A 13980-nucleotide genomic window follows, 5' to 3' on the forward strand; every position below is an offset into this window, starting at 1 on the left:
TGTTGTTCGCTGTCGCGCCTCTCTGCTGCGGGGCCGGTCGCTCCGGTAGATGTGGGCTGGGCCCACTAGGATCGGGCCATGAGCACAGAGGTCGAGATCGGACGCTCCAAGCGCGCCCTGCGCGCCTACTCCTTCGATGACATCGCTCTGGTGCCGGCTCGTCGCACCCGCGACACCTCCGAGGTGCGCGTGGGCTGGCAGATCGATGCTTACCACGTGGACCTACCGGTCATGGCATCGCCCATGGACTCGGTCATGAGCCCCGAGACCGCCATCATGGTCGGACGCCTGGGCGGGATCGGCGTGCTGGATCTGGAGGGCCTGTGGACCCGCTACGAGGATCCCTCCGAGGCCCTCGAACGCATCCGTCAGGCGGACCCGTCCCGGGCCACCAGCGTCCTGCAGGAGGTCTACCGCGCACCCGTGAGCCCCGAGCTCATCACCGAGCGGCTCATGCAGATCCGCGCCGCCGGCGTCGTCGTCGCCGGGCGGCTCAGCCCCGCCCAGACGCAACGGCACTGGCGCACCGTCGTCGAGGCGGGCGTGGACCTCATGGTCATCCGCGGCTCCTTCGTGTCGGCCGAGCACGTCTCCGGAGCCGTCGAGCCCCTCAACCTCAAGCGCTTCATCTACGAGCTCGACGTGCCCGTGGTCGTCGGCGGGGTGACCACCTACACCGCCGCCCTCCACCTCATGCGCACCGGCGCGGCCGGGGTCCTCGTGGGGCAGGGCGGTGGTGCCTCCTCGTCGGTGCGCCAGGTCCTGGGCCTGCACATGCCCATGGCCACCGCCGTGGCCGATGTCGCCGGGGCCCGGCGCGACTACCTCGATGAGTCCGGGGGACGCTATGTCCACGTCATCGCCGACGGCTCGGTGGGAAACTCCGGCGACGTCGTCAAGGCCATCGCCTGCGGCGCCGACGCCGTCATGCTCGGCGCCGCCCTCGCCCGGGCCGAGGAGGCTCCCGGCGGCGGTTACCACTGGGGTGCCGAGGCCCGCCACGAGCGCCTGCCACGGGGCTTCCGCAGCCATGTGGGCACGGTTGGCACTATGGCGGAGATCCTCAACGGTCCTTCCGACCGCGCCGACGGTACCCTCAACATCATGGGTGCCCTGCGTCGCACCTTGGCCACCACCGGCTACGCCGACGTCAAGGAGCTCCAGAGGGTCGAGGTCGTTCTGGCCCCCTATGCGGGTTCCTGAGCGGACCCCGCCATGCCCGGCGGTGTTTCTGAGGGTCGGAACAGTGCAACTGAGCCATGATCTCGGGTAGTCTCGGCCGAGACGGCAGCCGTCGCGCTGCTCACACCGGTGCGGGGCCATGTCCGGTTCCCGTGCCGTTAGCCCCCACATGTCATAAGGAGCTTCACATGGCCCAGGTCACCGCCACCATCGCTTCCAAGGTCGGTCTGCACGCCCGTCCCGCCGCCACCTTCGTCAAGGCCGTCGCCGAGAAGGGCGTCCCGGTCACCATCGCCAAGGAAGGCGGCGCTGCGGTCGACGCCTCCTCCATCCTCGGCGTGATGACTCTGGGCGCCGGCTTCGGCGACGTCGTCACCCTGGCTTCTGACGCCGACGGCGCCGACGCCGCCCTCGAGGAGCTCAAGGCTCTCCTGGAGACCGACCTGGACGCCTGAGAACAGTCCCAGCCTGACGGGGCGCGCTCCACTGCGGAGCGCGCCCCGTTCATGTTGGGACGCTCAGGAGCACCCGTGACGGACAGTGCCGTGGACATCGGGACGTCGCAGTGGGGATCGTGGCGGCCGCCGTCGCCCTGGAACTGACGGGACTGGTGTCGCAGGCCTGGACGAACCGGCTGGTCAGTGACGGCGAGAAGCCCCGCCGCACCACCCAGCCGCGCACGAGCAGGACCCTGTGGATCGTGTCCGGGGAACTCGATCAGCCGGGACTGTTGGTTCAGCTGCCGGCCCTGACGGAGAAGTTTCGCCCCGAGCCCGTGGGGCCCTTCCCGGGCTGGGCTCCCGTCCTCAGCCCTGCCCCGCTGGGAGCAGCGGGACGTACCACTGGACGCCGGTGAGGAGGATGCGGGTGTCCACGTTTCCCTCCCAGCTGACGCCGATGCCGTGTTCCTGGAGGATCGGGATGACGACGGTCCTCATCAGTTTGACGGTCGTGGCGTCGTAGAGCTCCTTGCGCCGGGAGTTGTTCAGGGCCTTGTACTCCTCCTCGCTAATGTGAGCGGGCCAGAAGATGCCGTAGCTGAGGTAGGTGCTGCCGCTCTCCACGAGGCCCTCGGTGTCCTGCTGGTGGAAGAACACGTACCCCAGGTCGCCCTGGCCGCCCTCGATCTCCGCGTGTCCGCAGGTGTTGCAGCAGGCGAAATCCTGCTCCGCGACGACGTGGGCCCTCCGCAGCGCCTCGAAGGCGCGGTCCAGCCTGGTAGCGGGCACATCCCCGAATCCCGCCTGTTGGGCGCGGCGCGCATCGATCAGGTACTGGGCGATGGCACGGCACTGCTCGTCGGACAGCGTGCCGTCGCCCTCCGCGTCCTCCACCGCGGAGGCGATCTCGAAGGAGTGGTCGTTGATGCAGTCATTCCCGCGCACGAGTTGCATCCAGATGAGGTCGCGGATGTACTCCTCGAGTTCGGGGTCAACCACGCCCCCGAGCAGCTCGTCGGGAATTCTCAGTCCGTCGGGCTGGGCGTTCAGTTCGGTCATGGTCGAGACCCTAACAATCACCACCGACGGAAAGGGGCTTGGTGGCTCTGCCCGGCCCCTAGACGACACCTCTCGCTGCCAGGGGTTCTGGCCCGGATAACCCTGATGGCCGGGCTGACCCTGGACCGGATACGGGACTGGCTCAGCCTGGTTCAGGCGCGCTCATTCCTGCTCGCCCCCAGAGGGGGTCGGCTTGATCCACCACCACAGGCCCATACCCGCAGCGATGGCGAGCAGGCCCAGGCCAGCCCACAGGTTGGCGTTGATGCCTCCGGTCTTGTCCATCTCGTCGGCGCTGTTAAACAGGACCGAGCACACCACCAGGTACAGGCCGATGAGCCCCAGTGCCCCGGTGATGACCGCCCGGATGTCCGTGAGTGAACGATTGCTCATGAGTGTTCTCCTTCGTGTATCCGGGCGGATCTAGTGGAAGATGCTGTTGAGTGTGATGACCAGGGCCCCGGCGATGATCCCCAGCGGGATCGGACGGCGGTACCAGGGCAGCTCGTGCAGGTGCGGGTCGGTGCGCTCGCTCTTGGGGGTCAGGGCGTAGACGAAGCCCTTGAGTTCGGAGTCGGGCTTCGGCTTCGTGGCCAGGGAGACCAGCACCGTGATGACGACGTCGACCGTGAAGGCCACGCCCGCCGCCAGGAAGGCGCCGCCCTGACCCGGCATGACCAGGGTCCCGGTCTTGATGAGGATGTTGACCACCAGGGAGCCCAGGGTTCCGCCGACGAGTCCGGTCCAACCGGCCTGGGACGTGGCCCGCTTCCAGAACATTCCGATGATGAAGGTCGCGAACAGCGGCGCGTTGAACATCGAGAACAGTATCTGGAGGTAGTCCATGAGGTTGGAGTAGCTCGCGGCGATGATCGCGGTGAGGATCGCGACCACGGAGGCCGTCAGGGTCGAGAGCTTGCCGACCTTGAGGTAGTGGGCGTCGTCGGCGTCCTTCTTGAGGTAGTGCTGATAGATGTCTACGCCCCACACTGTGTTGAAGGCGGAGATGTTCGCGGCCATACCGGCCATGAAGGAGGCCAGCAGACCCGTGATCGCCAGGCCCAGCAGACCGTTGGGCAGTAGGTCGCGCATGAGGTAGAGGACCGCGTCGTTGTACTGGTAGTTCGTGTTGGCCCCGGATTTGAGCTGCTGGACCTCGGTGACCAGGACGCCTGCGACCATGCCCGGGATGATGACGAGGAAGGGCACGAACATCTTGACGAAGGTGCCGATGATCGGGGTCGACTGGGCCGAGGAAATCGAGTCCGAGGCCATGGCCCGCTGCACCTCGACGAAGTTCGTCGTCCAGTAGCCGAAGGACAGCACGAAGCCCAGGCCGAAGACCAGGCCGATCACCGACATCGCATTGGAGTCGAAGCCGGAGATCGAGTTGCCGGGCCAGGAGTGCAGCTGCTGGGCCGGGTCGGTGCCGGCGAGCTTGGCGGCGGCGGTGATCTTGTCAGTCAGGCCGTGCCAGCCGCCCACGCGGTGCAGGCCGATGAGGGTCAGGGGCAGCAGCGCGGCCACAATGACGAAGAACTGGAGGACCTCGTTGTAGATCGCCGCGGAGAGCCCACCCATGGTGATGTAGGAGAAGACGATGACGGCGGCCACGATGAGTCCCACCCACAGGGGCCAGCCCAGCAGCCAGTTCATGATCTTGCCCAGCAGGTACAGGTTGATGCCGGCGATGAGCAGCTGGGCCAGGGCGAAGCTGAGCGCGTTGACCAGGTGAGCGGCGGTGCCGTAGCGCTTGAGCATGAACTCGGGTACCGAGCGCACCTTGGAGCCGTAGTAGAAGGGCATCATGACCAGTCCCAGGAAGATCATGGCCGGGACCGCGCCGATCCAGAAGTAGTGGAAGGTCGGCATACCATACTGGGCGCCGTTGGCGGACATTCCCATGATCTCGACCGCGCCAAGGTTCGCCGACACGAAGGCGATACCGGTCACCCAGGCTGGCAGGGAACGGCCAGAGGTGAGGAAGCCGTCCGCCGTGGCAGCCTTGGATCGGGCGATGAGTCCGACGCCGATGACGAAGGCGAAGTAGATGGCGATGGGGATGTAGTCGTACCAGCGCGCGGCAATGAGTGTGCCGGATGACGCTGACGAGGCTGACAGAGCGTGCAGCGTGGAGGACATCTGTGTACCTCTCGAGGATCTGTTTCAGGTGAGCAAGCTCATTCTTGCTGCTTGGCAGACTAGCACGGCGACGACATCGGCATAGATGATTGTGCCTGCCCGGGGCCATCGGCGTCGCTGGGTAGAGTGCCTTCCATGACTCTGACTGCTGCTGCCGACGGCTCCTCCCTGGGCAACCCGGGACCGGCCGGCTGGGCCTGGTACGTGGACGATGACTGTTGGGCCGCCGGAGGCTGGGAGAGCTCGACCAACAACCGCGGCGAGCTCACCGCCGTCCTGGAGCTCCTGCGGGCCACCGAGGCCGCTGGACTCGCTGGCGAGGAGCTCCTCATCCAGTGCGACTCCCAGTACGTCATCAACTCCCTGACCAAGTGGCGCCACGGGTGGAAGAAACGCGGCTGGCGCAAGGCCGACGGCAAGCCGGTCCTCAACGCCGACCTCGTCAAGGACCTCGACGCCGCGCTCGCGGGCCGCACGGTGCGCTTCGAGTGGGTGCGCGGGCACGTCGGCCATCCCATGAACGAGGCCGCTGACTCTCGGGCCCGCGGCGCCGCGACCGCCTACCAGCAGGGCCGCCCGGTGCCCTCCGGACCCGGCTGGACCCGGGCAGGCCGTGCACAGGAAGCGGCACCCGACGTGGTCTTGGACGCGGCGCCGTCGAGCGCTCCTGGCGGCGCGCCGCGGACCGACGCCCTGTTCTGAGTCGCGGCTCCGGAGGCCTCTTCCCCGTTCCCCGGAACCATCACCGCACGCCCTCACAGGAACAGCACAGGCACGTCAAACAGGTGGCATAAGGCCTGCAGCCAGGCTTATCGCCATGACGACGACGAGCCCCGTCCTCCCCGCATCGGCCAATCTTCTCCTCTCCCGACCCACCGTCCTGAACCGGTTGGCGAGCCTGCGTTCTCGCATTCCGACGGTCTTCCTCTTCGCCGCCGTGTCCTTCTCCGGCTGGACGATCGACTACGCCCTGGTGCTCATCCTCAACTCGCTGACCGGCTCGGTCCTCTACGCCGTCGTCGGAGCCCGGGTTGTCTCCTGCACCCTGGGATTCCTGCTCAACCGGCGCCTGTTCCGGGCTGCTCCGGAGACTTTCTGGCGCTCGGCCGGCGGCTACGCGGCGGTTCAGGGCGGGGTCGCGGCGACGTCGTACGCCGGTATCGCGGTCCTCACCGGGGCAGGGGCGCCCCTGTGGCTGGCCAAGGTGCTGGTGGACTCCACGCTCTTCATCGTCAACTACCTGGCCCAGTCCCGCCTCGTCTACCGGGCTCCGGCCCCGGCAGAGCGGCCCGTACCGGTGCAGGCTCTGGCGACAGCGGCCTGAGGAGCCGACTACGGCTCAGGACTGGGCGTCGCGCATGAGGATGACGAGCTGGACCCTGTCGCGCAGGTCCAGCTTGGTCAGAATCCGGGTGACGTTCTTCTTGACCGAGTCCGGGGCCAGGACGAGTCGCTGAGCGATCTCCGCGTTCGTCAGTCCCTCGGCCACCAGCTCGGACACCTCTCGTTCACGCGGGCTGAGATGGTTGAGACGTCGCCGCGCCGCGCGCTGTTGGGGTGAGGCGACGGGCCTGAGCATGTGCCGGTTGAGCAGCTCGCGGGTGATGCGTGGGGTGAGGATCGCGTCCCCGGAGTTGACCGCCCGCAGCGCCTGGTGGAGCTGGGCCGTGCGGGTGTCCTTGAGCAGGAAGCCCGAGGCGCCCGCGGACAGCGCCCCGAAGGCGAACTCGTCCTGGTCGTAGGTGGTCAGCACCAGGGTCCGGATCGAGGGGTAGAGCTGGGTGATGCGCGCTGTGGCGTCGATCCCGTTGAGAACCGGCATACGCACATCCATGAGGACGACGTCGGGAAGCGGCCGGTGCTCTTGAAACAGGACGACGAGCTGGTCGAGGGCGTCCTGGCCATGGACCGCCTCGGCCACGACCTTCAGGTCGTCGGCCCGGTTGATGATGAGCGACAGGCCCATGCGGGTCGCCCTCTGGTCATCGACGATCATGACCCCGATTGGGGCAGGACGCTCCAAGGGGAGCGGGGAGGAAGGAGAGCAGACAGGTGTCATGCTCCCTCCTGAATAGGAACGTAGACCGGGACGACAGCGTGCAGCACCCAACCACCGGATCCCGGGGCGATGCTGGGGCCGACGTCGAGCGCGCCGCCGCGCTCGCGGATCACGGAGGCCAGGTTGGTCAGACCGTGACCGGTCGACGGCTCGGAGGAGTCCCGTGAGTAATCGGAGGGGACAGTGACCTGGCCGTCGTCGGACACGGTGATCCGGGTGCATGAGCCGGTGTGGTCCAGGGATACGACGACGCGCGTGGCGCCCTCGGCGTGCCGCATGACATTGGTCAGGGCCTCCCGAACGACGATGTAGACGAGCTCCCCGATCGCCCGGCCCGCCGCCGTGCCACTGGGTCGTCGACCGGTCTCGGTAAGAGCCGCACTGATGCCGGTCGCCCGCATCGTGGCCAGCAGATCCTCCAGCTGTTCCCAGCCCCGTGCGCCCGTGACGACCATCGGGCGCGGGCTGGTCACCGCACCGGAACCGAAGTCGTCGAGGATGCCGGGTGAGGATTGCAACGAGGCGACCGCGTTCCTCGTGTCGGCCAGGCCGTCGCGGGCCAGGGAGTTGACCATGTCGATCGCCTCGTCGACATCCGGGTTGCCACTGGCGCCGTGGAGTCCCTCGGACAGGGCGATGATCGCGGTCAGGGAGTGGCCTACGGAATCGTGGAGCTCAGCAGCAACCCGGGCCTGGTACTGGGCGGCATCGCGTTGCGCCGTGAGCTGCTGCTCGGCCGTCTGGGAGGCGAGCTGGGCATCTCCGTGCTCCAGGGCCTCCCGGCGCGACCGGGTGATCGATGCCACGGTGACCACGGCGATGAGGAGTCCGGCCTCCTCCATGAAGTCTGACAGCGGCACCTTTTCCCGCATGAGACCTGTCACTGGTCCGTTGATCGACATGAGATAGGGTATGGACATGAAGACCAGGGTGGCGGCGATGCCCAGGAGTCGCTCCCGGACGCTCGCGATGGCGATCAGGGTGTAGATCGCCACCAGCAGCGGGAGGAGGAACTCTGCGGAGCCAGTCTTGATCATCTTCATCATCAGGGCCACGTTGTTGATGATGACGACCACCAGTGGCCAGTGCCGTCGCCAGATCAAGGACAGGCTGGTCATCACGCTGAGCACGCACTTGAGCGCTAGCGTGCTCATGCCAAGCGAAGAGGCGTATCCGATGCCGGCGGTCTGGAACAGGGCGTTGATGACGACGACGCTCCACGTCCCCACGGGGCTGGCGCGGTACCACTCGGCGATGCGGTCCAGACGTGTGCGCGGGACCCTGGGCCCGGCTTCGGGGATCTGTTCGATGGACGTGCCGCTCATGACTGGTGTCTCATCTGCGTTTCACCGTCATCTCACCGCCGTCTTCACTGTTCGTAGCAGGGCCAGGGCGAAGAGCGTCACCCAAGCCACGCTGATGAGGCTGTCGGAGGCGGCCGAGTCCGCCGAGGCAATGGCCCCGGGATTCAGGGAGGCGGTTGCCCGGGTCAGCGCGGTCATGGGGTTGAGGACGCTCAGCGGCTGGGCCGTCAGGAACATCGCCGTCCCCGCGATCGTTCCCAGGACCACAGTGGTCATCGTGGTGGTGAAGGACCTCAGGACGGCTCCCAGCCATGTGACGAGGGTGAGGATGACCCACATGCCCAGCGCAACCGCACCGAATCGGGGCAGGTAGGAGGTCAGGTCCGGTAGTTCGAAGCCGGCCATGAGACCGGTGAGAGTGGTGGTCAGGACGAGGATCGCGGTGGTGGCGACCGCGACCTGCAGCCCGTGGAGCAGCTTGCCCGCGACCATGGCCGTCTCCAGACGGTTGGCGCTCATTCGTTGCCAGTTGCGCCCCTGGTGCTCGCCGATGGCGATCTGCGCCGCGAAGCCGCCCAGTGCCAGTGGCAGGAGCCACATGGAGAGCATCAGTGTGGACTGGGACCAGATGATGCCCCAGGTGAGGTCTTGGGACTGGAAATCGCCCTGGTGGGTGCGGTACTGCAGGTAGCCGGACAAGCAGGCCATGGTGCACAGCACGGTGACGGCAGCCCAGTACCACCGGTTGGGGGCCTTGCGGTTCTCCCAGTACCAGGCGGCACGTACCGAGGGTCGGCGAGACTCTGCGGGAGTGGTCTGCGATGCGGAGGCGGGCGGTTGTGACGGCGTCGTGAGGAGACTGGGGGCGCGGAGGTGGGACGACGTGGACTGTAGTGGCTGCATGGGCTGCCTCGTAGCGAGGTGCTTGGACGGTGCGGCGGTGCTCATCGGTAGTCTTCCTTATGGACAATAATGGCGCAGAAGAGGAGGGTCAGCCACCTGCTGCCGGCGCGGCCGGCTCAACCACCTCAACCAACCCGATCAGGGCGGCCAGGCTTCACGGGTGGCCGTGAGCGGCTGGGTGACGGGGGAGGGCGGGTCTGTCAACTCCAGGAAGGCCTCCTCCAGGGTCCTGCGCACGGTCTGGACCCGGTAGACGGTTGTGCCGGAGGTGACGATGCTGGTGATGAGCTCGCCGATGGCGTTGTCGGACATCATGGCGGTGCGCACCACGGCATCGTGGACCTCGTGGGGCACTCCGAGGGAGGTCAGGAGGGTGGAGACCGCCGTGGGTGCGGAAACGGTCATCTCGATGACGCCGTCGTCGTGCAGCCCGGACAGAGGGCCCTGGTAGCGCAGTCGCCCGGCGTGGATGACACCGACGGTGTCTGCCATCTGCCCGATCTCGGACAGGAAACGGGAGGAGACGATGATCGTCTTCCCCTCCTGACGGGCCAGAGTGACGATGAGCCCGCGGATCTCGGCCGCCTCTGCCGGGTCGAGCCCGTTGGTGGGCTCGTCCAGGACGATGAGGGGCGGATCGGCCAGAAGCGCCATGGCCAGCCCGAGGCGCTGCCTCATGCCCGTGGAGTAGTGCTTGACCCGCTTGTTCTCATGCCCGGACAGGTCGACGCCGGCCAGGACGTACGTGACCCGGCTGCTCGGCAGCCCCAGGTAGGAGGCCATCATGGTGAGGTTTTCCCGGCCAGTCAGACCCGTGTAGTAGGAGGGGCCCTCGATGAGGGAACCGATCGCTCCCGGTGGCGGGGGATGGCGGGGGCTGACCGGGTGGCCCAGGATGCTCATGCGGCCCGACGTCGGTCGGGTCAGTCCTACCAGGAGCTTCAGAATGGTGGACTTGCCGGCTCCGCTGGGGCCGAGGAGCCCGTAGATGCCGCCGGTGGGCACCCGCAGGTTCACCCCGTCGACGGCGTTGATGCCGTTGTAGGAGCGGGTCAGGCCGTCGGTGGTTACCGCGATCTCTCTGGTCGGGACCGGGATGGCTTCAGGGGCGGTGAGAGCGACAAGATGCGGGCTCGCAGGAGAAGCGGACGCAGGCACCGGGGGCGAAACACAATGATCGGCGGGGCTCATCACCGGACCGGTAGCGGAGTCGGCCGCAGGGGTGGATACGATCTCCGGCTCGGGAAGGCCGATCGTTGGTGGTGCGGTCGCCGTGGCTGTCATCGAGGAGCTGAACGATGCAGTCGGAGGTGCGGTGCTCATGGGCATCATACAAATGGATGAGCTCCTATGAGCGCATCGGTCTCATCCTATTTGTCCCCCTCGGGGGACGAACGCGGTGCCGCAGTCGTCCCTGAGGGGGCGACTGCGGCACCGCGTGGAGGCGTCCCGGTCCGCGAGGGCCCGAGACGAGCCCTCCCGGTTTCTCGGAAGACAGTTCAGATGAGGGTGAGCGACTGGCGGGCGATGGCGAGTTCCTCGTTGGTGGGCACCACGAGCACCGTGACCTTCGAGTCCGGGGTGGAGATGACGCGCGGCTCGTCGGAGCGGACGGCGTTGAGCTCGGGATCGATCTCCACGCCCATGTAGGCCAGGCGCTCGCCGAGCTCGCGGCGCAGGTTGGCGTCGTTCTCACCGATACCGGCGGTGAAGGTCAGTGCGTCCAGGCCCCCCATGACGGCGGTGTAGGCGCCCACGTACTTCACGAGGCGGTGCAGGTAGATGTCCATGGCCTCGCGGGCCTCCTGCTCGCCGGCGCCGATACGCTTCCACACCTCTCGCATGTCATTGTCCCCGGCCAGGCCCTTCATGCCCGAGCCGCGGTTGAACAGGTGGTCGATCTCGTCGATCGACATGCCGGCCACGCGAGCCAGGTGGAAGACGGCGGCCGGGTCGATGTCTCCGGTGCGCCCGCCCATGACCAGGCCTTCCAGCGGGGTCAGGCCCATGGAGGTGTCCACGGCGCGCCCGGCCACGACCGCCGAGGCCGAGGCTCCGTTGCCCAGGTGCAGGACGACCTGCTTGAGGTCGTCGCGTCCCAGGAGCTCGGAGACCGCCCCTGAGACGAACTGGTGGCTGGTGCCGTGAGCCCCGTAGCGGCGGATGGAGTAGGTGTCGGCGACCTCTCGGTCCAGGGCGTAGCGGGCGGCCTCCTCGGGCAGATTCTGGAAGAAGGCGGTGTCGAAGACGGCCACGTGCGGTACGTCGGACAGGAGGCGGCGGCCCACCTCGATGCCCTTGAGGTGGGCGGGGTTGTGTAGCGGGCCCAGCGGCACGAGCTGCTCGATGCGGGCCACGACCTCATCGTCGATGAGGGCCGGGCCGGAGAAGTAGCGCCCGCCCTGGACGACGCGGTGCCCCACGGCAACGATGTGGGCGTCGGCCAGCGAGGGACCCTGCTGCTCGAACAGGCGTAGCACCTCGGACAGGCCGTAGCCGTGGTCGGGGATCGGCTCGGTGATCTCGGTGCGCTCCTCGCCGTGCTTGTGCGTGATGGCGCCGGTTTCCTCGCCGATGCGCTCCACCAGGCCGGAGGCGAGCGAGGCTCCAGAGTCGGGGTCCACCAGCTGATACTTGATGGAGGAGGAGCCGGAGTTGATAACGAGGACGGTGCGCTGAGTCACGGGGTGCCTTTCAAGAACGGTCGGGGATGACTGGATGGCTGATGAGGATCCTGGGCGAGTGAGCCTCAGCGGCGCGGGGACCGGGACCCTGTCCCGCGCCGCTGAAGGGCTCAGCCCTGGGCCTGGACGGCGGTGATGGCGACGGTGTTGATGATGTCCTCCACCAGGGCGCCGCGCGAGAGGTCGTTGACCGGCTTGTTGAGGCCCTGGAGGACCGGGCCGATGGCGATGGCGCCCGAGGAGCGCTGGACCGCCTTGTAGCCGATGTTGCCGCTGGACAGGTCCGGGAAGATGAAGACGTTGGCTCGCCCGGCCACGAGCGAGTCGGGGGCCTTCTTGGCGGCCACGGTCGGGTCGATGGCGGCGTCGTACTGGATGGGGCCCTCGACGGCGAGCTCGGGCTCCTTGGCGCGCACCAGCTCGGTGGCCTCACGGACCTTGTCGACATCCGCGCCCTTGCCGGAGGTCCCGGTGGAGAAGGACAACATCGCCACGCGAGGCTCGACGCCGAACTGACGGGCCGTGGCGGCCGAGGAGATCGCGATGTCGGCCAGCTCGGCGGCGTTGGGCTCGGGGTTGACGGCGCAGTCGCCGTAGACGAGCACCCGGTCCTGCAGCAGCATGAGGAAGACCGAGGAGACGATCGAGGTCCCCGGCTTGGTCTTGATGATCTGGAAGGAGGGGACGATCGTGTGGGCGGTGGTGTGGGCTGCGCCCGAGACCATGCCGTCGGCGTCGCCCATATGGACCATCATCGTGCCGAAGTAGGACACGTCCTGGACCTTCTCGCGGGCCTGCTCCAGGGTGACGCCCTTCTTGGCGCGCAGGCGGGCGAACTCCTCGGCGTACTTCTCCAGCAGCTCGGGGTCGTTGGTGGCGATGACCCGGGCGGCGGCAATGTCCAGGCCCAGCTCGGTGGCGCGGGCGCGCACCGTGGTCTCGTCGCCCAGCAGTACCAGGTCGGCGATGCCGCGGCGCAGGATGGCGTCGGCAGCCCGCAGGACCCGGTCGTCGTCGGGCTCGGGCAGGACGATCGTCCTGCGGTTGGTGCGTGAGCGCTCCACCAGTTCGGCCTGGAACATGATGGGGGTGACGACCTCGGAGGGCTCGACCTCCAGGGCGGACAGGAGGGCGTCGACGTCGGCCTCCTGCTCGAAAGTGGTCACGGCGACGTCAATCTTGCGCTCCGAGCCGTGGGCGAGCAGGCCCTGGAGGGAGCCGGCTGCCGAGGCCGCGGTGAAGGTGTCCAGCGGGGAGGTCATGACCGGGATGTTGACGTCCAGGCCCTCCAGGAGGCGCAGCGCGTGGGGCGCCACCTCGAAGCCGCCGTTAAGGACGAGGCCGGACAGGATCGGGAAGCTGGAGGAGGCCTGGGCCGCCATGAGCGAGATGAGCATGGCGGAGCGGTCGGCCGGCACGATGGCGAGCTGGCCTGCGGTCAGGCGCTCCAGGACGTGGGACACGTCCATGGCGCACACGAGAACGGACTCGGCCTCGCGGTCCAGGAGGGTCTCGTCACCGGCGATGAGAGTGCCCTCGACGGCGTCGAGCACCTCGTGCACCGCCGGGGCGGCCAGCAGCGGCACCTCGGGCAGTGTGGTGGAGGTAATGCCTTCGATCGCGGCCAGGGCCTCGGTGATGGGCCGGCGATTCTCGGGGTGGCACTTGTTGGCCACGACCGCGACGGTGCGGGCGTGGTTGTCGGCGATCTCGGCCATGGAGACCTCCACGGAGCCGACGACGTCCTCCACGTCGTGCTGGCCGGAGACCACCAGCAGGACCGGCACACCGATGTTGGCGGCCACCCGGGCGTTGAGGGCCAGCTCGGGGTTGCCGGCGACATCGGTGAAGTCCGAGCCGTCGATGATGACGACGTCGTGCTCGCGCGCCAGGGCCCGGTAGGCGTCGACGATGCGGGCCAGAGCCTCCTCGGGGTCGGCGTGGAACTCGTCCCAGGTCGCACCGACGCACTGTTCAGCGGGCGTGGTGGAGCCGGCACGGTTCAGCAGGAGGGTGAGGAAGGCGTCGCCCTCACGGCTCTCCACGAAGGGACGGAAGACGCCGACCTTGGCGACCACCTTGGTCAGGCAGGAGACCAGCCCGAGGGCCACAGTTGACTTCCCGGTTCCGGCGTTGGGTGAGGCGATGTAGATACTGCGCGCCACGTTGGGTCCTTCTCGCGTTGTCTTGGAGTCAGGGGCGCCGGC

The 13980-nt window shown here is 67.8% G+C and carries 14 protein-coding genes; 5 read left to right on the forward strand and 9 right to left on the reverse strand.

Going from position 1 to position 13980, the window contains the following annotated elements; genetic code table 11:
* The first annotated feature begins 78 nt into the window (after positions 1-78).
* The 3 genes from FK256_RS11395 to FK256_RS11405 all read left to right on the forward strand — a co-directional run bounded on the left by FK256_RS11395 (position 79) and on the right by FK256_RS11405 (position 2038).
* A complete protein-coding gene (locus FK256_RS11395; protein WP_021605812.1) occupies positions 79-1203 on the forward strand; it encodes a GuaB3 family IMP dehydrogenase-related protein in 1125 nt (374 codons plus the stop codon).
* Positions 1204-1370: 167 nt separating this feature from the next.
* Positions 1371-1637, forward strand: a complete 267-nt coding sequence (locus FK256_RS11400) for an HPr family phosphocarrier protein (RefSeq protein WP_009233328.1) — start codon at positions 1371-1373, stop codon at positions 1635-1637.
* A gap of 119 nt (positions 1638-1756) precedes the next feature.
* Positions 1757-2038, forward strand: a complete 282-nt coding sequence (locus tag FK256_RS11405; protein ID WP_141424824.1) for a hypothetical protein — start codon at positions 1757-1759, stop codon at positions 2036-2038.
* Here the strand turns inward: FK256_RS11405 and FK256_RS11410 are convergent.
* From FK256_RS11410 to FK256_RS11420, 3 genes are all read right to left on the reverse strand, one after another.
* A complete protein-coding gene (locus FK256_RS11410) occupies positions 1989-2681 on the reverse strand; it encodes a DUF6891 domain-containing protein (protein WP_141424825.1) in 693 nt (230 codons plus the stop codon). The genes FK256_RS11405 and FK256_RS11410 overlap by 50 nt on opposite strands.
* 162 nt (positions 2682-2843) lie before the next feature.
* Positions 2844-3074, reverse strand: a complete 231-nt coding sequence (locus tag FK256_RS11415) for a hypothetical protein (protein WP_021605814.1) — start codon at positions 3072-3074, stop codon at positions 2844-2846.
* A gap of 30 nt (positions 3075-3104) precedes the next feature.
* Positions 3105-4823: a sodium:solute symporter family protein gene (locus tag FK256_RS11420; protein WP_141424826.1), complete on the reverse strand. Its 1719-nt coding sequence runs from the start codon at positions 4821-4823 to the stop codon at positions 3105-3107.
* 135 nt (positions 4824-4958) lie between these two features.
* Between FK256_RS11420 and FK256_RS11425 the strand changes: the two genes are divergently transcribed.
* Positions 4959-5525, forward strand: coding sequence for a ribonuclease H family protein (locus tag FK256_RS11425; protein WP_021605816.1), 567 nt, complete (start codon positions 4959-4961; stop codon positions 5523-5525).
* 115 nt (positions 5526-5640) lie between these two features.
* Positions 5641-6147 (forward strand): GtrA family protein, encoded by a 507-nt coding sequence (locus tag FK256_RS11430; RefSeq protein ID WP_141424827.1) that lies wholly within the window; start codon positions 5641-5643, stop codon positions 6145-6147.
* 15 nt (positions 6148-6162) lie between these two features.
* Here the strand turns inward: FK256_RS11430 and FK256_RS11435 are convergent, their stop codons facing one another.
* The 6 genes from FK256_RS11435 to pta all read right to left on the reverse strand — a co-directional run bounded on the left by FK256_RS11435 (position 6163) and on the right by pta (position 13938).
* The gene (locus FK256_RS11435; protein ID WP_141424828.1) at positions 6163-6882 is read right to left on the reverse strand and encodes a response regulator transcription factor; all 720 of its coding nucleotides are present in this window, start codon (positions 6880-6882) and stop codon (positions 6163-6165) included.
* Entirely contained in the window at positions 6879-8207 is a 1329-nt protein-coding gene (locus tag FK256_RS11440) for a sensor histidine kinase (protein ID WP_141424829.1), read from the reverse strand. The genes FK256_RS11435 and FK256_RS11440 overlap by 4 nt, the downstream gene beginning before the upstream one ends.
* A gap of 27 nt (positions 8208-8234) precedes the next feature.
* Positions 8235-9134: an ABC transporter permease gene (locus FK256_RS11445; protein ID WP_141424830.1), complete on the reverse strand. Its 900-nt coding sequence runs from the start codon at positions 9132-9134 to the stop codon at positions 8235-8237.
* A 93-nt stretch (positions 9135-9227) separates the two neighbouring features.
* Positions 9228-10412 (reverse strand): ATP-binding cassette domain-containing protein, encoded by a 1185-nt coding sequence (locus tag FK256_RS11450; RefSeq protein WP_244936393.1) that lies wholly within the window; start codon positions 10410-10412, stop codon positions 9228-9230.
* A 176-nt stretch (positions 10413-10588) separates the two neighbouring features.
* Positions 10589-11773 carry an acetate/propionate family kinase gene (locus FK256_RS11455; RefSeq protein WP_021605824.1) on the reverse strand — a complete coding sequence of 395 codons (1185 nt, stop codon included), beginning with the start codon at positions 11771-11773 and terminating at the stop codon, positions 10589-10591.
* 110 nt (positions 11774-11883) lie between these two features.
* Positions 11884-13938 (reverse strand): phosphate acetyltransferase, encoded by a 2055-nt coding sequence (pta, locus tag FK256_RS11460; protein ID WP_034473935.1) that lies wholly within the window; start codon positions 13936-13938, stop codon positions 11884-11886.
* Positions 13939-13980 lie beyond the last annotated feature (42 nt).

Origin of the sequence: Actinomyces johnsonii, assembly GCF_006546835.1 — a bacterium.
Lineage (GTDB): Bacteria > Actinomycetota > Actinomycetes > Actinomycetales > Actinomycetaceae > Actinomyces > Actinomyces johnsonii.